This window comes from Paenibacillus sp. JL3B1040 (assembly GCF_057063165.1).
On record NZ_CM169317.1, the window covers coordinates 3,060,026 to 3,082,791 of the forward strand.

Consider the following 22,766-nt stretch of genomic DNA (forward strand, 5'->3'; position numbering starts at 1 on the left):
GTTTATTGAAATCCGGTTCACTAGCATTTCTCAGGACATTCAGTATTTGTTTGTTGAGTTGAATCCATAATGCAAGTTATGACCTTTGGGATTTCATAAAGCATTTTCTCTAATTCCACTATTGAACTCATCATTTATCACTCTTTCTTAGGTTTGAACGCAGTTTTAATGGCAAATAGATTTGCTGTTGGGCAACACCAAGCGCCTGATCAAAAGCACCGCCAGGGTTTGGCATATTGCACATTCCACTTTTAGGAAAGTCGCCATATTCAAAAACGTCGCTGTTTTTTATCCAGTTCATCATCTCATTCACGGTGTCGTTCAGGTCATCCTCGTTGTTTTCATCCCCTGTGGCAACCAAGAACATCCCACCCGGAAATTCAATGATTTCGTAAGGAACTACGTCCGCTTGTGTAACATCATCCTTGATTGCTGATATCAAAATATTTAGCCCATATCCCCATGTTTCTTTATCGCCCTCATGCCATAAAAAGTCTGCCGGTTCATAGATATGCTCTTGTACCAGATGGCAGTGAGACTCTAACCATTCGCTAAAGCCGTCTTTGCCAAAAAGCTCGTCAAATGTTTTTAAGCCGGATGAAACCGCACGGAATTTCCTGATTTCAATGCCTCGCATGTTTTGAAGTTTGCTCATAATAATAATTCCCTCCGTTGCTTATTTCGCCCGAAGTGGAACCGCAGTTCCTTGTTACGGAGCGGGGCAAATAATTTTGGCCGCAAACAACGCTTCAAATGTATTGGCCGCCCCACCGTGCTCCACAATTTTTCCATTTAGCACCTTATCAATATTGACTCCGGTAATACACAACTTCTTGCCGGACGGCTTCATCCCGAGCCACTCGCCTTGATGTGTTCCTTCCATTATAAATTCAGAAATGACGTAATCACCGTCACAATATTGAGCCGTAATGAGCATTTTTAAATCAGGATAGGTCAGCCTTACTTCAATCATGTGTTGCTTCATGCCCTCTATCCCAACCGGAATGATTTTGTCCCCTGTTCTAATCGCACACTGGTCTGATACATAATGAGGAACTTCATCCATCAAATGCTCAGATATAATCGACTCATAAAAAAACTTTACTTTTTCCACATGGTTCATGAGACTGCTCCTTTCACGTTAAAATAAATGAGTTCATCGCTTGAAGTCGAATCGTACCAACCTCTTGCCATGGGTTTCTCATGCGCTCTATCCTACGGTTCTTCTCACACACCATTTCACATATTCTGTCACGGAAATCTCTTTATGATGTTTGAGCCCGATACATACAAACAAGCATTGGGCAATTGTTAAATAGCATTCCTTCACATCGAACGTGAATAGGGCAGGCAACTGAATGAAATCCAGACTTCCTCCCCAGATTACTTTGTCAACTAAACTGCATAAAGAGCCAGCTAAACCTGTGATATAAATGAGATCTACCCAAGCGCTTGATTTTCTTCTTTTGCTTCGATAGAAGGCATACCCGCTCAAAAATAAAGCAATTATCAACATATTCAGAAGAACAACAACTATCATATCGCTAAGGATGACACTAAAGTTGCCGCCCCAGCTTAAATTGGTGTTGAAAACGGGACGAAATCTTACCATATTTCCTAAAATTTCTGTATGTATATTGAAGAAGAAATAGTAAATAACCACTTTCACAGCTTGATCGAAAACCATCAATCCACTGATCGGCCATAAATGTTGTTTGATATATTTCAAGGAGCACCCTCCAAACCGGTTTTTACGATCCAGTCCTGCTTGATCAGCTCAATGGCTCTTGGGCTGAGTATGCTTTCATCCGGCTCTGCGATTTCTCTGACATCGTCCTCAAACCATTCCATGGCTTGCTTGAGGTTATTTCTGACCATCACCAAATCTTCGGTACAACCATATTTCATCAAATGCTTTTGTCTTGTTTCATCTATATCATGCAGCTTGCTGGCCGAGCCGCCCCAGGTAATTTGATCATATGCCGTCAACAGCAAGGAGCTATGCGTATCCATCAATATGCGCAGGACCCCGTTTAACTTAAAAAAGTCTTTGCGCGAAAAATACTTGGCAGACATCTGCACATGAAACCAATAAGTCGTAATCAGCCTCCGAATGTCATCTTTCCACAAATGCCCTTTGACGCCCGAGTCCGCCAACGCTTGCACACTGCCATCCCGATCAAAGACGATATCCTTCGCTTGCAACTCAGTGTAATGAATCCGGCACATCTCCTCGTTGATGCGTGCCTTGTTTAAGAGGAACACATCATACTGAAACAGACGTTCCTTCTGCCGCAAAATATAGCCATAGTTTTTGATGGCCTGGCTGTTGAAATCCTCCGGCCAACAAAGGATGGTTTCATCACACACGCCTTCAAGCATAACCGTGAGTTTTTCATCCACCGACGCAAAAGCGCCTCCTTCCACGAGAAAAACAATGTCGATATCGGAATGAGCATCCGTTGTCCCATGAGCGGCAGAACCAAAATACCATGCCCCCAGCACACCTTGTTCTGCTTTCATGGCTGTTATAAAGGCGTTATGTATGGAGTGAAGTTGTTGCAACAATCCGCTCTCTCCTCTTCAGCCTAGGGCCGTCTTTTTCAATTCGGCATATTTTCCACGCAATAAGGTTGTCGCCCAGTCATAGGTATCCGCCGTTTCATATCCCCGATACACATGTTCTTGCGCCACGATCATTAACAAATAAAGATCGTACCAAAGAATTCTTCGGTTCTCCTCTTCCGTCAGCTTCCCAATCCCATAACCTCTTAAAAAATCAGGCGATTGAGCATAGGATCTGAATCCAACCTCCATTAGCGGATCGCCCCACAGGCATCGTTCCCAATCGATGAATCCGGTAAGGTTGCCCTGATCCATAAAAATATTGCCATCCCATAAATCCCAATGAACCAAACGGGGCGTTACGACCTCAAGAAACAGGGGTTTATCTTTATCAAGTAAATCCAGCAGTTCACGCGATGAGACTTTAAGATCTATATTTTCCTTATCCGCATCCATCAGGACGGCCTTCAACATTTCGCCAAAAACCTCATGCCAGCTTTCCCCCTGAAATGCCGTTTGACCCAGATAACCAAAGGTATCATTCGTAATCTGATTAATTTCTTTATTCAGGGAACCTACTAATGCATCGATCTCGCTTACCTGCTGGGGAGTGAATGATGCCTTTTGAGAAGCCAAGCTTTGTCCTTTCAGTTTTTCCATGAAAAAATAAGGCGCACTGCACCATTGACATGAAGGGTCATAAAACTCGACCTTGGGTAAGGGGACATTGGTTTTTTGTGCGACTAATCGCATGGAACGCACTTCGGCTTCCATGATATTCTGTTCGTAGGTCATGACCGTGACCTTAGGGTGAGGCGCTATCTTGAGAATACTTGCTGTCCCATCCGCGAAAGAAACCTCATAGGCGATATTAAAATACCCTTCGGTCAGTTCATGCAAACTTTCGAGTGTTCTCGCGGGGAAGGCATGTTGAATCAATTTTGCCAGTGTTTGTTCACTTTGGGTGTTTTGAGTGAAATACGCCATTCGGACCCTCCTGCAATTCGTGGTAATCCCTGCCGGTTTCGGCAAGCTTGGCTCAATTATAAATTCAATGCCGCAAAAGAAGTATCTAACCCGTTTGGAATCTTCCTTTCTTTGTTTTACCTTTTTCTTGCGTTATACTTTATTTGTATGGTTGGATTGGGGTGGAAATATGAGCGTGACTCCTTCTTTTGAACAGATCCTTCAGCTTTCGGACCAGGAAGAGAAGCAGCGAATGGACCGTTCACTTTATGAACTCATGGAAGATGAGTATAAGTTAAGCTCCGGTATGAAAAAGCTCATGGAAGATCAACAATACGTGTTTCCTTCCTTTCATGAAGATAACGCAACGCCCGATATTTTGGTTCGAACGCAAGATACGATCAGCGCAAAAAAACATCACCCTTCCACAACGCCTTATTTTCATCGGCATGATTTTATCGAATTGGTATATGTATACAAAGGTTGTTGTTATCAGTATATCGAATCACACGATCAACGCATGGTTCTGAATGATGGGGAATTATTCATTTTAAATCAGAATGTACTGCACGCCTTATATCAACCCCATCAAGAGGACGTCATCATTAAGATGATCATTCCCCCTAAATACTTAGGGCTGGAATTTGTCGAAAATCAAGAGTTCCATCATTCCATTCTTGATTTTCTTGAATATTCGGTGAGAGAAGGAAATTTATCCTATCACTATTTGCACTTTCGTACTAGATCGAATCCGTTAATCAAGCTTTTTGTCGAAAGAATCGTGATGGAATACTATCAGAAGGAAATCTACTATGAAGCGGCCATGTGTCACTATCTGCAGCTGTTATTCATTGAGCTCAGCAGAGATCATTCCTTAGTCGATTGCGTAAACTTCGGGTTGAAAGCGAAAAGGCTACAGCACCAAAAACTGCTGAATTACATTAGAAGAAATATACAAACGATCACTTTGGAGCAGTTGGCCAATGAGTTTTCATATAATAAATGCTATCTTAGCCGGTTAATCTCCGAAGAATTGGGCAGAAGTTTCCAAGACATCGTGAAAGAGATTCGGGTGGAGCAAATCGAAACTTTAATACGCTCTTCAACTCTGTCCATTGAACAAATTGCGGATCGGGTAGGATATAAGAATGCAGCGATCATCTATAAAATTATTCGCGAAAAATATGATATGACCCCCTCGGAGTATCGAAAGAGTCGACCTTAAAGCCAGCACTTCCTAGCCAACGCCAGCCTCATTTGCGTTTGGAAGTGCGGTTGACAAATGAGTCCGTTGCAATATCACCAATTTATCCGGATCCATTTAGGAAAGCGCTATACAAAATCCCATATTCCAAAAATTCTCCTATTTCTTTCGGCGCTCCGCCTCCCGAATAATGAAGGAAAGCGCCGCAGGCCGCTTAGTTTACCAGCAAAGGAGAATGACTTAATGACGTTATCCTTCAAAACCATCCGCGAGGCATTGGCGTTGCCCAAAAGCCGTTTTTTCGGTGTCGTCTACGAGAACGGACGGTATGCCGCTAACGACGAGGTGAGCTTCTTCGGGCGCAAGCTGCCCGATCCTGAACTGACATTCGACATCTCCAATAACAAAACCCTCGTCAACGTGAATATGAACGGATCGATCAAACATGTTACCGTTTATAACGGCCAATATGCCAGCGATAACATTCCCGGCGTCTGGATGTGCAAAGACTTCCGCAAAACGGGGCCGTACGCTTTTGGGTTGAAGTTAGGCGAGCAGAGGGTTGACCTGGGTCGGGACGATCTTCCCTACGCTACCTCCCTGCTGGATAATTTGTTCCCCGTGACCGAATTCCGGTTTGGGGACGTTCAGGCGACGTTGCTCGTCTACGCCCCGGTCTCCGCCGATGGTGCGATGCGCCTGCGGGGAACGGTGTACGGTCTGCATGTCGAGAACCGGTCCGGGCAGGAGATCCATGGCGAGGTGCGGCTTCCGCGCCCGGATACCGAAGCGGATCGATTATTCTCCGGACCCGATGTCTGCATTTATCCCGTGGAAAGAGAAGATTGGTATGCGGCAAGCGGAGCGGTTTCCTTTCGTCTGACTCCGGGGCAAGATGTCTGGATACCGGTCGTCATCTGCCCTCCTGGGGATGACACGCCGCGGCTCGTCAATGAAAAGGGCACGCTCTATTGGCTCAACGAAACATGGGCTTATTACCGCAGCCTGCTCGGGCGGCTTGAAATGAAAGACGATCCGTTCGCGGCGGAATTCTATGAACGGGCGATGCTGCAGTCTCTGGGTTCCATCGCCATGGATCGCCAAGGCGCCGTCGTCGGGTCGAACTGGGGAACGTATCCGACGACGGAGTTCACCTGGAATAAGGATATGTACTATTCCCTCCTCCCCTTCCACACGGCCGAACCGGAGTTGTTCAAGCAAGGCGCGTTATGGTTTCTGGAGCACGGAGTGCGGCCGGCCGGCAATCGCTACCCGGGCGGGATTTCCCACTCGCTCAGCAACTCCCTGTCTTCCGTCGTGATGGCCGGCCTGTACTACCGAAGCACCGGGGATAAGCGGTTGTTCCTGGAGCGGCCGGATATCGATCTAAGCATCCGCAAGCTGCTCGAGGAAACGCTGCGGACGCGGAGGCCTGATGGCCTATGGCTCTTTCCCTCGGAATGGCTGTCCGATGCATACTCGCTCGGCGACTACCACACGGGCTCCAACGTCGTGGCCTGGGCCGCTTTCCACCATTACGCCCGCATCGTCCGCGAGGTGTTCGGAGATACGGAAACCTCCGAACGTTATCGGACCATCGCCGCAAACATCAAAGAGGATTTACAGCGGCACAATACGGTGGAGGGCCCGTTCGGCCTTCAGTATACGGAAGGAACAAGCGCCGGGGGCGATGCGCTTAAAGACGAGGCAAGCAAGTACAAGGGGACTTACGACGATTTCGGCATGCAGTTCATCGGCCGGCTGACGAAAGACGGCGCGGTCGATTTGTTCCACCATGACGGAGAGGAATCCGATACGATTCTCATGCCGTTGTACGGATACGCCGCTTATGACGATCCGGCGTACCGGCACTATATGCAGTTCTCGCTCAGCCCCGCGAATCCGACCTATAATTCGGAATCCAGAGGCATTCAATGGGGGGATCATGCCGCCTGCACGTTCCCGGGCTATATGAGCGGCATGGGGATGCTGACGGATTTCGCTTCCATGTCCGGGACGGATGGCTATCTGACGGAAATCCGCAAGCTGACCGACGCCGACGGCTCGCTTTGGTGGTGGCCTTACCTTAACGGCGCGCGGTACGGTGATGTGATCCGGCACCACAATTGCGGCAAATGCGGCTGGGCGTCGGGGGTATTTGCCGGCCTGTTCGCCTCGCGGATCCTGGGGATCGCCTATGACGCTCCCGCACGCCGGCTGTCCTTCCGCCCGTTGCGCGCCGCCGGTTCCTTCGCCTGGGAAGACGTCCGGCTTGGCAGCGGCGTGTTCAACCTTTCTTTGCGCCGAGAGGGGAACATCACCGAAGCGATTGCAGCCAATTTCGGCGCCAAAGCGGTGACCGTGCTGGTGGAGCTTCCCTGCGAACAAGCGGCCAGCGCCCGTACGTTCGTAAACGGCAAGCCCCCTGTCGGCCGCGTGGACAACGGTTATTACAACGGCTGTACCACCGTCATCATTCAAGAAACGCTGCTGCCCGGAGAAAGCAAATCCTTTATCGTTACTTTCTACTCTCCCAGCGAATAGAGGCGAGGAGCGAGGAGGGGCGCATCTCCCCCTCTCTTTGCGGCGTCGGGCGCGCAACCCGAAAAACAGAGGCAAGCCGGAATTTCCCGAGCTTGCCTCTGTTTTTTATCCGCGCGGGCGGACTTCTAACGCTTGCAGGAAACGTTATTTGCGCCGAAACGGGGACGTGCAGCACTGGCGTTGCATTAAAATTCGCAGACAAAAAAGAAGACATCTCCTATTGTTGAGTTACCCACGCGTTATCCATAAAACGCCTCAACAATAAGGAGATGACTATGGATAACGTACCGAATCAAACCGTCATTTGTCAATGTCTGAAACTGTTAAATGTGGATTCTTCCCGGGATGCAACCTTAGACTATCGGTCTCGGAAATTATTTGTCGGCGCTTCGACGCTCTTGTTTATCGAAGCTCAGTTGCACCAGCGCAGTTCTTACAAAGTCATGTCAGAGCATTTAGCCGCCAATCGCGAATTTCAGAAACTGCTGAAACTCGAAAGCATAAGTGCTGCCCAGTTATCGCGGAAAATGAAGCGGCTGCCTATGGCCAACCTTCAAACCCTTTTTTTCTCGATCATCGAGCAAATCAAGCAAAGAACAAAGGATTTAAAAGGGGTGACTCCTGGCATGGGTAAGCTCAAACTCATTGATTCGACGGGGATTACCTTGCCGCCTATTCTCGCGAAATGGTGCTACTGCTCAGAGACGAATCATGGTGTGAAGATGCACACTTCCTTGGTCGTCATGGATTCCAAAACCATGTATCCGGACAAAATCATCGCTTCCACCAAGGACGTCGCGGACCATGAAGTGGCTCTGGAATTTACGATCGCCAAAGACGCGACTTACGTGATGGATCCCGGCTACCAAGTATATAAGCATTTTCAGAAATGGCTAAAGGACAAAATCAAGTTTGTCTGCCGCGTCAAGGAAAAAAAAGTAACGCTATTGCTCGGAGAATGGGCGAAATGCGGGCAGTTAGAGTAACATAAGGTGATGGATTCACTCTATTTCGCTCAAATCCGGCGAAGGTGAGGAAATAAGGTGAAAAAGTAACGCTATTGCTCGGTGTTTGGGCGATATGCGGGCAGTTGGAGTAACATAAGGTGATAGAATCACTCTATTTCGCTCAAATTCGGCGAAGGTGAGGAAATAAGGTGAAAAAGTAACGCTATTGCTCGGAGAATGGGCGAAATGCGGGCAGTTGGAGTAACATAAGGTGATAGAATCACTCTATTTCGCTCAAATTCGGCGAAGGTGAGGAAATAAGGTGAAAAAGTAACGCTATTGCTCGGTGTTTGGGCGAAATGCGGGCAGTTGGAGTAACATAAGGTGATAGAATCACTCTATTTCGCTCAAATTCGGCGAAGGTGAGGAAATAAGGTGAAAAAGTAACGCTATTGCTCGGAGAATGGGCGAAATGCGGGCAGTTGGAGTAACATAAGGTGATAGAATCACTCTATTTCGCTCAAATTCGGCGAAGGTGAGGAAATAAGGTGAAAAAGTAACGCTATTGCTCGGTGTTTGGGCGATATGCGGGCAGTTGGAGTAACATAAGGTGATAGAATCACTCTATTTCGCTCAAATTCGGCGAAGGTGAGGAAATAAGGTGAAAAAGTAACGCTATTGCTCGGAGAATGGGCGAAATGCGGGCAGTTGGAGTAACATAAGGTGATAGAATCACTCTATTTCGCTCAAATTCGGCGAAGGTGAGGAAATAAGGTGAAAAAGTAACGCTATTGCTCGGTGTTTGGGCGATATGCGGGCAGTTGGAGTAACATAAGGTGATAGAATCACTCTATTTCGCTCAAATTCGGCGAAGGTGAGGAAATAAGGTGAAAAAGTAACGCTATTGCTCGGGTCGTGCAGAATGTAACGCTTATGAGCGAGCTTATTTCCCGGTTTCGGTGCAAAAAAGGGACAGTTTCGCCTCAATAAGCTCTCTGATCAGCGTTAGAATGGAAACTGCCCTCTTTTCGCCTAAATAAGCTCTCTGGCAAGCGTTAGAATAAATGCGCACGGGATAGGACGGCGAACGGTGCTGAAATCGGGGGTTGTCCATGGCGCGTTGAAGCTCAACCTCATTGACTGCTTCGATCGCATTGAACAATTGACCGCATTGAGCGTCTCAATCGTCTTAACCATATTGATCGCACTAACCGCTCAACCGTCTAGACCGCATCGACCACATCGATTGCACTAACCGCTCAACCGCCTCATATTGACCGCCCTACCCCCTCGCCCGCCCCCACCACTCCGCTAGAAAGTCCGGTAGAACAACCTTGCGCTGACCTTCTCCGGGATCGGCAGGCGCTGCGAGACGGGCAGCATCTGCGGGAACGCCTTGTGCGGCTCGCGCTGATACCAGTAGGCGACCGACGAATAGTCGTTCGATTGGGCGTTCCCATGCCCGTGCTCGATGCTGAAGCGCAGCGACTTGCGGAAAATGATCGGGTCGACGATATGAAAGCGGTATTGCGTCATTTTGCCGGAATAATCGTTAAACGAAATCGTGTTGCTCTCTTTCCACGCATCGCCGTTTTCCCGGATCGGCGCGTAGAGCGACAAGCCGTGGTACGGCGAATCGTATTTTCCGGCGGGATATCCCCAAGCGGCGCAAAAATAATCCTCCGTCCCGGTCCCGTGCAGCCGGGGCGGCCACGGTTCGCCGTCGATGAAGAACATGTCGTCCCCCTCCCCCGGCCAGCTAAAGCCCGGCATCGGGTTCAGATGGTCGATGCTCAGGTTGCAGCCCACATAGTGGCCTTCCCCCACCGCGTCGAGCAGAACGTAATTATCGTCCCCGGTCAAGTTTTTCAACTCGTAGACTTTCTGGTCGGCGTAATTGGCCTTGTCCTGCCGATCGTGCTCTACTTTCAGCGCAGCCAAGTCCACCAATCCCTGCGTCGGATTCTCCCTGCGCCAGGATGCGTGGAAGTAGAAGCTGTCATCCGGCACCTCTTTCTCCACATAGTCCACGTAAAAGTACAAAATCAGCTCGTCTTCGCACTCATTAACGATTTCGATCCGGGCTCCCTTGCGGAACGGCATTTCAAAAAAACAGTTCATCGCCGCTTTGTCTTCGATTACCCCCTGGGTCGTGATCATATTGAGCGGCGCGGACACATAGTGGCTGGCCACGCCGTGCCCGACCCCGAAGAAGTCACCGACCGGCGAGTCCACACTGGGTTCCCGTTCGTCATCCCAATACATACGGATCAATACTTTGCGGAACGCATATTTGTTCCTGGCCGCGAGGGTCATCCAAATATGCTGGATCACGCCGGAACCGGCGATTTCCGCAATCGCCGCCGTTTGCCCGGCTCCAATCACCATGAAGTCCCGGTTGCCGCCCGTTTGATCCCAGCTCGACAGCCGCCGGGATGTTCCCTCTTTACGCAAATATAACTCGTTCATTCTACTCTCTCCTCCCTCGCATTCCAAATCAAGCCTTAATCCCCGTTAACGTAATCCCTTCGATGAAATAGCGCTGCCCGATGAAAAAGACGACAATCGCCGGCAGCAGCACCACGGTCGCCGCCGCCATCATCAAATGCCATTCCGCCGAATACATGCCTTTGAATTGCTGCAGCCCGAGAGCCAGCGTATATTTGGTTTCGTCGCTCAAATAAACGAGCGGACCGAGGAAATCGTTCCACGCGGCCAAGAACGAAAACAAACCGACGACGATCAGCGCAGGTTTGGTGAGCGGCAGGATAATCGAACGGAAAATCCGCAGATGGCCGGCGCCGTCCACGTAAGCCGCTTCATCCAAATCCCGGGGGATGCTGAGATAGAACTGGCGCAGCAGAAAAATGTTGAACGCGCCGCCGCCAAGCCAAGCCGGAGCGATCAGCGGGATGAAGGAATTGGTTAAGCCCACTTTGCTCCAGCCGATAAACGTCGGGATCAGCGTCACCGCGTACGGCAGCATCATGCTGGACAGCAGCAAGCTGAACACCAGGTTCCTGCCTCTCCATTTCATCCGGGCGAAACTGTAGGCGCTGATCGAGCTGGTGACGATGACGCCCAGCACCGAAAAGACGACGATGATCGCCGTGTTCACGAAATACCGTCCAAAAGGCAGGATCGTCAGTGCCTCGCTGTAATTGGAAAATTGAACAGGATTGGGAATCCACACCGGCGGCAGCTCGAAAATTTGCCCCATATTCATCAAGGAACTGCGTATGAGCCACACCAGCGGCAGCAGACTGAAGATGCCCCCGGCTACCAGCACCAGATAGATCAGCCCTTTTTCAAACCAAGCCTTGGCTCTCATCGCGCGCCATCCCCCTCGTAGTAAACCCATTTATTCGATGTCCGGAATACAACGTACGTCAACACCATAATGATCACGAACAACACCCAGGCAATCGCGCTGGCGCTCCCCATCCGCGAGAACTGGAAGGCTTCCCGGTACAAATAGAACACATAAAACAAGCTGGCGTTATTCGGTCCGCCGTTCGTCATGACATACGCCTGCGAGAACACCTGAAAGCCGTTGATGATGCCCATGATCAGGTTGAAGAAGATCGTCGGCGTCATCATCGGAATCGTAATATGCCGCAGCTTGGCCAGCCTTGACCCGCCGTCCATTTCAATCGCTTCGTACAGCGAGCGGGGAATATCCTGCAGACCCGCCAGGAAAATAATCATCGTTCCGCCCGTTGTCCACAGATTCATTAATGCCAAAGAAGGAACGACCGATTTCTCGCCGAAAATCCATTGGCTTCCCGGCAGGCCCAGCGAGCGAAGCAGCTCGTTGGCCAGACCGAGATCGGGATTGAGCAGCCATAGCCAAATAAACGAAATGGCGATGATCGGCACGATCGAAGGCAGATAAAAAATCGTACGGAAGATCGACTTTCCTTTGACGTTCTGATTCAGGAGAATCGCCAGCAGAAAGGAGTAGATGATGCCGGTCGGCACGCTAAGGATCACAAAGTAAAAAGTAACGGCCAGCGACTTGTAAAAATATGGGTCTGCCCCGCCAAACATCCGTCTATAATTGTCGAGGCCGGTAAAAGTCGGCGAATTCGATCCGGTGTAGTCGGTAAAACTCATGTACAGGCTAAACAGCATCGGGCCCAGTGTGAAGATTAGCAGGCCCAGGATTGCCGGCATGGCAAACAGCCAGCCGTAAAGATCTCTTTGTGTGCGGCGTTTCTTTCGCATACGGTTCCCGGTATGGGAAGAGATGGCTTCCATAAGCTAGTTCCCCTCCGTTGAAAACGCTGCCGAGGGGCGGCGCCGTTTCAAGCGGTAACACGGCAGTGCCGCCCTTCGGACAAACGTTCGTTATTTCAAATAAGTGCCCTGCACCAGCGGCTTCACTTTCGTTTCCACTTCTTTCATCGCCGCTTCCGCCGTTTTCTCGCCGAGCCATACTTGATCCAGGGCCGCTGCGACCGCAGCATCGATTTCGACGAAGTTTTTGACGTTGTTTTCCGGCGACGGCTCGGCATGTTCATAGGTGGAGCGCATCACGGCATCCTGGAAACCGGCCGGTCTTCCGGGCAATTCTTCATTCGCCCATTGATCGATCAATTCCGGATCCTCATACCATTTATTGAGCTGCGGCATCCACAACCCTTGATGCAAATCGAGCACGTTTTGCGGATCGGTGAGGAATTTGGAGAATTCCCAAGCTTCCTTCGGGTGCTTCGAGCTTTTGAAAATAATCAGGGAACCGCCAAGGAAAAACGTTTTGTAGTCCTTGATCACCGGCAGTACGCCTACGCCCCAGTTGATGTTGGTTTTGCTCAAATCGAGGTGATTCCAGCTGCCGTCGATGATCATCGCCACTTTTTTGGACTGCAAGGCGGTGGCCGGAGCGGGAATGCTGCTGGCCTGAACCGGTGAAGGCGAGACATGGTGTACGTTGATCAGATCAGCTACTTTTTGCAGCGCTTCGGTCGCCTCCGGTTTGGACAATCCGAATTCCTGGCCGTCCGCCGTCAAATAATCCCCGCCATTGGAGAGAACCAGCGGCATATAAGACGACCAAGCCAGATTGAGTTTAACGCCGTATTGCTTGATGTTCTTCGGATCGAAGCCCGGATCGTCCGGATGCTTGCCGTTCCGGTCGAGCGTCAGCCGTTTGGCCGCGTCCACGAACTCCTCCCAGGTCCACGCCTCTTCCGCCTGGGTAGGCGGCAGCTCCACTCCCGCTTCCTTGAACATATCCGCGTTGTACATCAGGGAAGGGACGACGGAGGCCTGATACGGTCCGGCGCTCTGGTCCTTGTCCCAGTTCCACCAGGCATACTCCAGATAATCCTCTTTCTTGATGCTCGGATCGTCTTTCATTAAATCGAAGAAGTTGTAGATCAGTCCTTCCTCGCCCATTTTCAATTTCCAGGCGGCCGAATAGCTGATGTCCGGCGCCTCGTTGCCGGCGATCATGGCATTCAGCTTCTGCAGAAAATCCGTGCCCGGAATGTGCACCGGGTCTATAGTGATGTTCGGGTTCTTCTGCTCGTAGGCCTTGATGGCCGATTCGACCGCTTTCTTTTCCTCCGGGCTGCCCCAGAAGGTGAATTTCAGCGTTACCTTTTCTCCGTTATTCGCCCCCGCGTTATTTCCGTCGCCGTCTGGGCCCGCGTTCGTTTGCGAGCCTCCGCCCCCTGTTCCGCAAGCGGTTACAAATAAAGCCATGATCATGAGGATCATAAATGCGATCTTCCATTTTCCCGTTCGGTTTGTCATGGAATGCTCCCCCCGATTTTCAAAGTAAGCGCTGCAGCCGCTTGCTCTCATTGTAAAAGCGCCGCTCGTGAAAGCCTATGGGACGTTTTTTCGTTTCCTGTACGATTTTTCGCTCAATTCAAGATTCGACGTCGATTCCGCTCCCTGAAACTGCTTCATCATGGGAAGATGACTTCCTTATTCAGGCTTTCCATGAGGGATCACCAGCTTGACCCGGGTCCCGAGCTCCGGAACGGACTCGATGCTGATGCCGTACCGCTCGCCGTAAAGCAGCTTGATCCGTTTGTCGACGTTATGGATCCCGATGTGAGAGGAGTTCTCCTCCAGCACCTCCTTCAAATGTTCCGGCTCAATTCCGCATCCGTTGTCCTCCACACAGAACTCGATATCGTCCCCCAGCTTGCGCCCGTAGATCGTAATGAGGCCGCCGCTTTCCATATCCCGGAAGCCGTGAATGATCGCATTCTCCACCAGCGGTTGCAGAAACAGCTTCGGTACGCTAACTTCCATCAGTTCCGGTTCAATGTTGAAGTCAACCCGAAAACGATGCTCAAACCGGTTGGACATGATGACGATATAATCCTTCAGCCACCCGATATCCTCGGACAGCGGCATCGAATCCTTGCGGTTGTCCGTCGTATAATGCAGCATGCGGGACAAGCTGACCAGCATCCGGCTGACCTGCTCCTTCTCGCCGTAAACGGCCATCCAATTGATGATATTCAGCGTGTTGTACAGAAAATGGGGGTTAAGCTGGATGTTGAGCGCCAAAATTTCCGTTTCGCGCTCCCGGAGTTTGGCCACATAGTTTTCGTCGATCAGCTGCTTCACCTTCTCGTTCATGCTGTTGAACTTCATCAGCACATGTCCCAGCTCGTCCTTTCCCTCCACTTTGATTTTGGCGTTGAAGTCGCCGCCGCCGACCCGTTTGATGGCGAGCAGCAGTTTGCTGACCGGCGAGGTGATCCGCATGGAAATCAGGTAGGCGAACAGCAGCGAAAGCAGCAGCAGCGAAGCGCCCAGGGTCAGGATAAAGAAGGTGATCGTCTGCGCGATATCTTGGGTCAATGCGCCCGGGGGAATGAGCACAACCGACGTCCAACCCGTGATGGCGGAGGTCGCGTAACAAGCGAGCATCCTTTTTCCGTCCACCGTCACATAAGAGGATCCGCTGCCGCGATTTTGCACCTCGCCCAGCCATGGCAAGTCGGGTTGGTTTCCGACGAGTTCCGCGTTCGCATGGGAGATAATTGTGCCGTCCGTGCCGGCTACCAAAAAAAACGCACCCTCGATCGGAACGCTGTTCCAGAAAAGATCGGCATAGACATGATCCCGGAAATTCATCACCAGAATCGGCTTCTCCGCCCCTTCCCCGGCCCGCACTATGGAGTCCCCCCGCACGCAGGAAGGGTTCATTTGCCGCACGGCGGAGAATAAATAACGGTATTCGATATCGGCGCCGGCCAAATCCGGCAATTGATGCATCAAGCTGTAATTATACGTCGGCACCCAGGCCAAACGCCCCTTCTGCTCAGCGGCCTGCCGATATAACTCGGACTCGTAAAAATGATCCGGCGGGTACGTATTGCGCGCTTTGCTTCCGTATACGAAGGCGTGGGTGACGAGCTCCACCGAATACAAATCCCGGGATTGCGAGAAGTAACGGTTCAGGATCTCCGTAACCCGTTTATTGGTCGCGAGCAGTTCGCTTTGGGCAGGCGCGGAACCGCTAAAAACTTGGAACAGATCGCATTCGACCATCAGGGAAAGGCTGTCGTCCTGAATGATCTTCAACCGTTCGTCGATGATTTGATTGTTCTTATGCACGATTTCCGTCACGTTGTCCCGGGCCAGCTTGAGCATGATATTTTTGCTGGCATAGAAGGCGCCCGTCCCCAAAGTCGCAAGGGGAAGCGTTATCAATACGATGTAGGATAAGATCAGCTTGTGTTTTAGTCGCATGGGCGTCACCTACAGCAGATCTTTCTTGCGGAATTCCTCCGGTGACAGGCCGGTTTCCCGCTTGAAGATTCGGGTAAAATACCCCGCATCCCTGAAGCCCACGCTTAGGGCAATTTCGGAAATTTTCCGGTTTCCGTCCTTCAGCAATTCCTTGGCTTTCTCCATCCGGAGCCGCAGCAAATATTCGGTAAACGTCATTGAAGTATGCGACCGGAAGAAGCTGCTGAAGTAAGCGGCGCTGAAAAAGAACCGTTTGGCGACCAACTCCAGCGACAGGTCCTCCATGTAATGCTCCGCGAGATACGCTTTGCACATCGCGATGATCCGCTCGTTTTTATTGTTCTTCCGGCTCTCGATGCTGTCGATAATCCGATGCAAATAATAACCTGCCTTCTCCTTGACTTCATCAAGCGACGCGCAAGCGGGAATCTGAAATTCCATCTCGGAAACGAAATTGCCGGCTTCTTCGCTCCGGATGGACGTTTCGCTGGCTTTGACCAGGTTCACCAGCACGTACAGAAGGCAGCGCTTCAAATGAGCGGGAGAAGGATAGTCGCCGTCCAACAGCTGCCGGATCAACAAGTTCAAGGCTTCCAGCGCCGACTCCCGGTCCCTGTTCGCCACGGCGGCCGCGATTCCGGTATCGGCGGGAATCAGCTCCAGCGAAGGCTTGGACGGATTGTAAGCGATTTCGTAATTAACGATCAGTTTCCCGCTCCCGCAGTAAAAAGCGTAATCCAACGCATGCAAAGCTTGCCTGAAGGAACGGGGAGCCTCGCGATACAGATCGGTTACGCCGTCGCCCACGCCGATGGATAGAGTAAGCCCGAATTCCTGGCGAATCTGCTCGATGAATCGGGTTAACCGCTCGGCCTCTCTCTTCATCAGCCATTCCAGGGAATGCGCGGGGGCAAGGACAGAGACCAGCATAGGCTCATCCCCCTCCAGGTAAAAGGATAAAGCCGGACCGATCGGTTCGGTCACCTGGCTCATCCAGTCCTTGAGGCTGGTCTTCACTTCCGCGAATTCCTCGCCCCGATACTTCTCATCGATCTCGGATCCGGAGAACTTGGCAACAATGACGAATCCGGCCTGTCCCGGCGGGACCCGCCGTTCGATTTCTCGAAGCTCGTCTTCGTTCGCTGCCGAACGCAGCCAAAGGCTATACAGATGCTGCTCATAGACGGGGATGGCCGAACTCAGCTTCTCCTTGAGGCTCGCCCGGTCTTGAACGCTTAGCCGTTCTTTTTCGATCGCAGCGTCCAGCTTGTCCAGCATCTCCGCGATATCTTTGGATTCCAGCGGCTTGAGCAAGTAATCGAACGCGCCGAGCTTAAGCGCCTGCCTGGCGTAATCGAAGTGCCCGTACACGCTGAGGATGACAATTTTTGTCGATTCGCCGCGCGCTCTCAATTGCTCGATCAACGTAAGGCCGTCCATATGGGGCATGCGAATATCCGTAAAAAGAATATCGATCCGGTTATCCAGGGCAACACGCAAGGCTTCCCCTCCGTCCCTGGCCATAAACAACCGATAATCCGGCCGATACGTCTTGATCATCTCTGCGATGCCGCGGCGGTGACGCGGTTCATCGTCCGCTACCAGCACGTGATACATCATATCCCTCCCCTGAAGCTGTCGATACTAAATTTTTTCAAAGATCCCTTACGTTACGCGGACGCTTTGCACGATTATCCCGTTGGATCAGCCTCTGCCCGTTGGGTCAGCTTCCCCCCGCTAGCTCAGCTTCCTCCTGTTGGATCAGCCTCTCCCTGATTGAGAGGGATAATCGTGCAAAGGCCGCCTCCGAATCATCATTAGCGCAAGCTCGCCTCGATTCCGAGCGCAAGGGCGCCGCATAATCCGGCGTTATCGCCCAGGCCCGGCGGCACGATGTAGCTGTCCATTTCGTCAAGAATGGCCGGAGCCGCCACATAACCGTTTAAGTTTCGTGCAACTTCCTTGCGGATGAGCGGAAACAACTGCTTCTGATGCATGACCCCGCCGCCAAGGATCACTTTTTTCGGCGATAGCAGCAGGACGACACCCGAAATCGCCTGAGCTAGATAGTAAGCTTCCATCTCCCATGCTTGATGATCGTCCGGCAATTCGCTTCCTTTCACTCTCCAGCGTTGTTCGATCGCGGGTCCGCTGGCCATCCCCTCCAGGCAGTCGCCATGAAATGGACAAGCCCCTTTGAAAGAGTCCTCCGGATGCCGACGGGTCAAGACATGCCCCCCTTCCGGATGGACCAGACCATGCACCAATTGGCCCTCCGCATACACTCCGACGCCGACGCCCGTCCCGATCGTATAGTAAACGCAGCTATCCAGTCCCTGGGCCGCGCCCCACTTCGCCTCGCCGAAAACCGCCGCGTTCACGTCGGTATCGAAACCGATCGGCACCGGAAAGAAGCGCTTCATATATCCGACGAAGTCAAACCCCGCCCATCCCGGCTTCGGCGTCGTGGTCACCCGCCCGTAAGCGGGACTGGAACGGTCCAGATCGATCGGGCCAAAGGACCCGATGCCGATCGCCTCAACGCCTTTGTCCCGAAAGAAAGCAACCGCTTGTTCCAACGTGTCCTCCGGCGTTTCCGTCGGAAAGCTGATCCGTTCGAGAATTTCCCCCCGTTCATTCCCGACCCCGCATATGAATTTCGTGCCTCCGGCTTCAATCGCACCGATTCGCATAGTTAACTCCTCCTCAAAGTGTTGTGAGCCCAAGCTTCCTGCTCGATCTTCGGCAAAACTCGCTTCGGAAGCATACGCTTTAACTGTAAGTGCTTACCCTACCATTTTACCTTTTTGATAATCGTTTTACTATACCGTTTCAACATTTTCTTTAATTCAAATGAATTATTCGTTATATTATACCAATGTAACCGTTGACAAAAAGAAAATCGGCATTTATCATAATCCTTGTAAAACGTTTTACTAAATTGGAGATGACAAGATGAAAAAAGTATTTTTCAAACCGCAAGACGGATGGGTCGGAGACGTCATCCCATTCTACGACCGTGGAGAGTATAAGCTCTACTATCTCCATGATCAAAGAGCCGATGGCGATTACGGGAATCATACGACATGGAACCTGATCACCACCAAAAACGGCTTGGATTTCGAGAATTACGGCGTCGTGCTGCCCAACGGCGGCGAAAACGAGCCGGACCGAAACGCTTATACCGGTTCCGTGATCAGGGACCAAGACGGCTTGTACCACCTTTTTTACACCGGGCACAATCCCAACGCCGAGTTTTGCGTGGACGGCAAGCCCTTGCAGGTTGTATTGAAAGCCACCGGTACCGACGGAATTCATTGGACGAAGGATGCCGATTTCAAGCTATATGGCGACGGGGTGATTTACGAGAAGTTCGATTGGCGCGATCCGTTCGTGTTTTTCAACGAGGAGCGGCAAGAGTACTGGATGCTTGTGACCTCCAGATTAATGAGCTCCTCCGAGAAGAAAGGCGGATGCATCGCCCTACTCACTTCCGATGATCTCGTGCACTGGAGTTATCGCGAACCGTTCTACAGTCCGGACAAGTATATCACGCTGGAATGTCCGGATTATTTTCAAATGGGAGACTGGCATTACCTGGTCTACTCGACGTTCAGCGAGAAGTTCGTCACGCATTATAAGAAGAGCAACAGCACCCTGGGCGCGTACACCTCCCCGATCCCGGACACCTTTGACGGCAGGGGGTTTTACGCGGCGAAGACGGCCTCGGACGGACGGCAAAGGTATGCGTTCGGCTGGGTCCCTTCCAAGCAAGGGTCAAACGATTACAACGATTGGGAATGGGCCGGGACCCTGGTCGTGCATGAAATTTACCAAAATGATGGCGGCGATCTGCTCGTCAGGATGCCCCAAGCCATCTATGAGCATTTTAATACCAAGACCGCGCTCTCTCTCGAGGCGGAGAGCAACTGCCGCGATGACGGCAGCCGCTTCGAATTGGCTTCTCAAGATGGACTGGCCTACCGGGTGTTGAATGAACTTCCAGCCCAAGTCCTGATCGAAGCCGCGTTCACGGATTGGAGCGAGGCGAAGGATTTCGGCATCGCGCTGCGCACCGACAAGGCGCTCGATACCGGCTATTTCATCAAATTCGATCCGTTCCACAACCGGATTGCTTTCGATATGTGGCCTCGAACCGAGCCCGGTTTCTTCCAATGGCAAATCGCCGGCGACAAACCGCAAATGATCGAATTGGAGCGTCCGTTCCGCTTTGCGGAGCACGATCAAATCCACGTCAAGCTGATTTTAGAGGACGATATTATGTGCCTTTACGTGAACGACAGGGTTGCGATGACTGCGCGAATCTATAACTTCCAAACCGGCTATCTTGGTTTTTATGCCAATGAAGGTTCCGTGAAAGTTCACGACATCAAGATCAAGACCGCGGAAATGCGTTAATCTGCTGCGAATTTAAAAGTCTCTTCATGAGATTTTTAAAGATAAAACCATAAATGGGGGGTTTTGAAATGGCAAGAAACAGTCAAAAGTTTAAGCTCTTCTCTCTTATCGTCATCTCCGCTTTACTTGCAACCGCTCTCGCGGGCTGCGGCGGTTCGGCGAACAAAAACGCCGGAGACAACGCCAAAGATCAGGGGAATTCGTCCGCAGTCAGTGCGGGTAAAACGATTACCTGGCTGACAGCCCGGCCGGAGAACGGGGCGATCGTGCAAACCGTTCGGGAGCTGGCTGACCGTTACGCTGAGAATCATCCCGAATTCAAGCTGGATATCCAGGTGACGGCCGACAGACCTTCGTATTTGACCAAGCTGAGAACGCTCGTCGCTTCCGGCGAAGTTCCGGAATTTATCGATACGGACGCCGATCCCTACGCTCAGGAACTGGCGGAAGCCGGCATGCTGGTTGATATGAAGCAATTCTTGGATGAGCAAGGTTTGTATGATCAATTCTATGAACCGGCGCTGAAGTACCAGGAGCTGCCCGATGGCAGCCTGTACCTTCTCCCCTTGGAATACCATCTGGAGATGACTTGGTACAACAAGAAAATATTCGAGGAAAATAACCTTGCCATTCCGAAAACGATCGACGATATGCTTGCCGTCAGCAAGGCGCTTAAAGAAAAAGGCATCACTCCGATCGCCGTTGACGGCGTGGATGTTTGGCCCGTGCTGCGCTATGCGGCGATGATCCCGTTCCGCGCCACCGGGAATGAATTTGCCCGGAATCTGAGCCAAGGCCAAGCCAAAATGACCGACGAAGTCGGCATGCAGGCGGCAAACTTCGTCTCCGATATCGGCCAGTACTTCCAGCCAGGATTCGCCACGACGGATTACACGACCGCCCTTAACATGTTCCTTAACGGCGAAGCCGCCATGTATCGCATGGGCACTTGGGAAATTCCGTCCTTCGTGGACGAAAATCTGCCGGATAATATGAAGGGGAACGTCGACTATTTCTACCTGCCGACGATGGAAGGCGCCAAAACGCCGGATAACGAATTTTTCGGCAACAGCGGGATCGGTCTGGCCGCGACCGCCGACAAATTTGAAGGAACGGCCAAGGACTTCCTCAGCTTCGTCCTGAACAATTACAGCGACGTCTACGTGGCCAAACAGCAGATGTCCCCGCTGAAATTCACGATTGAAGACGAGTCCCAATTCTCCGAGCTGTTCCTGCGTATTAAACAGGATATGGACAACTACGGTTCGGAATTTGCCAAGCCTTGGGATACGCTGCTGGACGCCAATACGAACTCCGTCATGAGCGATTTGATCATGAAATTGGCCATGGGGGCCATGACTCCGGAGGAATTTGCCAAACAAGTCGACGACACCGTCGCCCAAAACGCGGGCAACTAAACGCCTGCGCCCAGACAAACTGTCCCCCCTGCCCGGCCCGCCCAAGGTCCGGGCGGGGACTTTTCCTCCTAAGTTTGTCAATCTGAATCAATGGAGAGATTCCACATGAATGTACTCAAAGATAAGAAAGCATGGTTGGTCTTTATCACTCCCGCCCTGCTCTTTTATTTGGGAACCGTCTTTGTTCCCATCATTCAGTCGCTGAACTACGGTTTTCAAGATTGGAACGGCATCAAGGACGCCAAATATATCGGGTTGGGCAATTATATCAAAATGTTTCAAGACCCTTACTTTTGGAACTCTGTGCAAAACAATCTGGTTTACGTCGTTATCGTCGTGTTGATGCAAGTGTTTATCGGATTGTTTTTTGCGCTGTTGCTCTCGTACGTCAAAAAAGGGGCCGGCGTTTTCAGAACGTTATATTATATGCCGGCTGTCGTGGTCACCGTCGCCATCGCCCAGATGTTCCGCAACTTCTACTCCTTGCAGCCGCTTGGCCTGCTCAACATGTTCCTGGGGTGGATCGGGCTCGGCCATCTGCAAAGCGCCTGGTTATCCGATCCGCACACCGCGCTCATCGCCGTCTCCATTCCCGAAGGCTGGCGTTTTACGGGGATGTACATGGTGATCTTCTACGCGGCGCTGATCGCCATTCCGAAAGAAATCGAGGAAGCCGCCACCATCGACGGCGTGAACGGCTGGCAGTTAATTCGTTACATCAAATTGCCGAGCATCAAGCACGTGCTGAGTCTGGCGCTGATCATGTGCACCACCGGGGCGCTGCGCGGCTTCGATATCCCTTATATCATCGGCGTGCCGGGTTCGACGACCGAGCTGGTCACGACCTATATGTACAAAAAAGCGTTCTCCACGATCCAATACGGTTACGGAAGCGCGATCGCCGTCTTTATCGTCATTGAAAGCCTGCTTGCCGTCCTGATCATCCGGGCTATCTTTAATTCCAGGAAAGGAGAAGCCTAA

The 22,766-nt window shown here is 51.3% G+C and carries 18 protein-coding genes; 6 read left to right on the forward strand and 12 right to left on the reverse strand.

What is annotated here, in order from left to right; all coding sequences use genetic code 11:
• Nucleotides 1–130 precede the first annotated feature (130 nt).
• From ACZF99_RS13815 to ACZF99_RS13835, 5 genes are all read right to left on the reverse strand, one after another.
• Nucleotides 131–655 (reverse strand): hypothetical protein, encoded by a 525-nt coding sequence (locus ACZF99_RS13815; protein ID WP_483605641.1) that lies wholly within the window; start codon nucleotides 653–655, stop codon nucleotides 131–133.
• A 54-nt stretch (nucleotides 656–709) separates the two neighbouring features.
• Nucleotides 710–1,123, reverse strand: coding sequence for an ester cyclase (locus ACZF99_RS13820; RefSeq protein WP_483605642.1), 414 nt, complete (start codon nucleotides 1,121–1,123; stop codon nucleotides 710–712).
• A gap of 87 nt (nucleotides 1,124–1,210) precedes the next feature.
• On the reverse strand, nucleotides 1,211–1,729 hold the full coding sequence (locus ACZF99_RS13825; RefSeq protein WP_483605643.1) for a signal peptidase II: 519 nt from the start codon (nucleotides 1,727–1,729) through the stop codon (nucleotides 1,211–1,213).
• On the reverse strand, nucleotides 1,726–2,568 hold the full coding sequence (locus tag ACZF99_RS13830; protein ID WP_483605644.1) for a nucleotidyltransferase domain-containing protein: 843 nt from the start codon (nucleotides 2,566–2,568) through the stop codon (nucleotides 1,726–1,728). The genes ACZF99_RS13825 and ACZF99_RS13830 overlap by 4 nt, the downstream gene beginning before the upstream one ends.
• Nucleotides 2,569–2,583: 15 nt before the next feature.
• Entirely contained in the window at nucleotides 2,584–3,552 is a 969-nt protein-coding gene (locus ACZF99_RS13835; protein ID WP_483605645.1) for a phosphotransferase family protein, read from the reverse strand.
• Between ACZF99_RS13835 and ACZF99_RS13840 the strand changes: the two genes are divergently transcribed.
• The 3 genes from ACZF99_RS13840 (at nucleotide 3,539) to ACZF99_RS13850 (ending at nucleotide 8,265) form a co-directional block, all read left to right on the forward strand.
• Entirely contained in the window at nucleotides 3,539–4,756 is a 1,218-nt protein-coding gene (locus ACZF99_RS13840; protein WP_483605646.1) for a helix-turn-helix transcriptional regulator, read from the forward strand. The genes ACZF99_RS13835 and ACZF99_RS13840 overlap by 14 nt on opposite strands.
• A gap of 222 nt (nucleotides 4,757–4,978) precedes the next feature.
• Complete coding sequence (locus ACZF99_RS13845; RefSeq protein ID WP_483605647.1) at nucleotides 4,979–7,279, forward strand: hypothetical protein; 2,301 nt, start codon at nucleotides 4,979–4,981, stop codon at nucleotides 7,277–7,279.
• Between the two features lie 275 nt (nucleotides 7,280–7,554).
• The gene (locus ACZF99_RS13850) at nucleotides 7,555–8,265 is read left to right on the forward strand and encodes a transposase (RefSeq protein WP_483605648.1); all 711 of its coding nucleotides are present in this window, start codon (nucleotides 7,555–7,557) and stop codon (nucleotides 8,263–8,265) included.
• A gap of 1,272 nt (nucleotides 8,266–9,537) precedes the next feature.
• Here the strand turns inward: ACZF99_RS13850 and ACZF99_RS13855 are convergent.
• From ACZF99_RS13855 to ACZF99_RS13885, 7 genes are all read right to left on the reverse strand, one after another.
• Nucleotides 9,538–10,695: a glycoside hydrolase family 172 protein gene (locus ACZF99_RS13855; protein ID WP_483605649.1), complete on the reverse strand. Its 1,158-nt coding sequence runs from the start codon at nucleotides 10,693–10,695 to the stop codon at nucleotides 9,538–9,540.
• A 28-nt stretch (nucleotides 10,696–10,723) separates the two neighbouring features.
• On the reverse strand, nucleotides 10,724–11,557 hold the full coding sequence (locus ACZF99_RS13860) for a carbohydrate ABC transporter permease (RefSeq protein ID WP_483605650.1): 834 nt from the start codon (nucleotides 11,555–11,557) through the stop codon (nucleotides 10,724–10,726).
• Entirely contained in the window at nucleotides 11,554–12,486 is a 933-nt protein-coding gene (locus tag ACZF99_RS13865) for a carbohydrate ABC transporter permease (protein ID WP_483605652.1), read from the reverse strand. Before ACZF99_RS13865 ends, ACZF99_RS13860 begins: the two co-directional genes overlap by 4 nt.
• Before the next feature lie 90 nt (nucleotides 12,487–12,576).
• On the reverse strand, nucleotides 12,577–13,986 hold the full coding sequence (locus ACZF99_RS13870; RefSeq protein ID WP_483605653.1) for an ABC transporter substrate-binding protein: 1,410 nt from the start codon (nucleotides 13,984–13,986) through the stop codon (nucleotides 12,577–12,579).
• 177 nt (nucleotides 13,987–14,163) lie between these two features.
• Nucleotides 14,164–15,948, reverse strand: coding sequence for a cache domain-containing sensor histidine kinase (locus ACZF99_RS13875; protein ID WP_483605654.1), 1,785 nt, complete (start codon nucleotides 15,946–15,948; stop codon nucleotides 14,164–14,166).
• 9 nt (nucleotides 15,949–15,957) lie between these two features.
• Entirely contained in the window at nucleotides 15,958–17,565 is a 1,608-nt protein-coding gene (locus ACZF99_RS13880; RefSeq protein WP_483605656.1) for a response regulator transcription factor, read from the reverse strand.
• Nucleotides 17,566–17,765: 200 nt separating this feature from the next.
• Nucleotides 17,766–18,641, reverse strand: a complete 876-nt coding sequence (locus ACZF99_RS13885) for an ROK family protein (RefSeq protein WP_483605657.1) — start codon at nucleotides 18,639–18,641, stop codon at nucleotides 17,766–17,768.
• A 262-nt stretch (nucleotides 18,642–18,903) separates the two neighbouring features.
• On the opposite strand from ACZF99_RS13885, the gene ACZF99_RS13890 reads away from it, so the two are divergent.
• The 3 genes from ACZF99_RS13890 to ACZF99_RS13900 all read left to right on the forward strand — a co-directional run bounded on the left by ACZF99_RS13890 (nucleotide 18,904) and on the right by ACZF99_RS13900 (nucleotide 22,766).
• Nucleotides 18,904–20,367 carry a GH32 C-terminal domain-containing protein gene (locus ACZF99_RS13890; protein WP_483605659.1) on the forward strand — a complete coding sequence of 488 codons (1,464 nt, stop codon included), beginning with the start codon at nucleotides 18,904–18,906 and terminating at the stop codon, nucleotides 20,365–20,367.
• A gap of 68 nt (nucleotides 20,368–20,435) precedes the next feature.
• Nucleotides 20,436–21,785, forward strand: a complete 1,350-nt coding sequence (locus tag ACZF99_RS13895; protein WP_483605660.1) for an ABC transporter substrate-binding protein — start codon at nucleotides 20,436–20,438, stop codon at nucleotides 21,783–21,785.
• Between the two features lie 105 nt (nucleotides 21,786–21,890).
• Nucleotides 21,891–22,766, forward strand: coding sequence for a carbohydrate ABC transporter permease (locus ACZF99_RS13900; protein ID WP_483605661.1), 876 nt, complete (start codon nucleotides 21,891–21,893; stop codon nucleotides 22,764–22,766).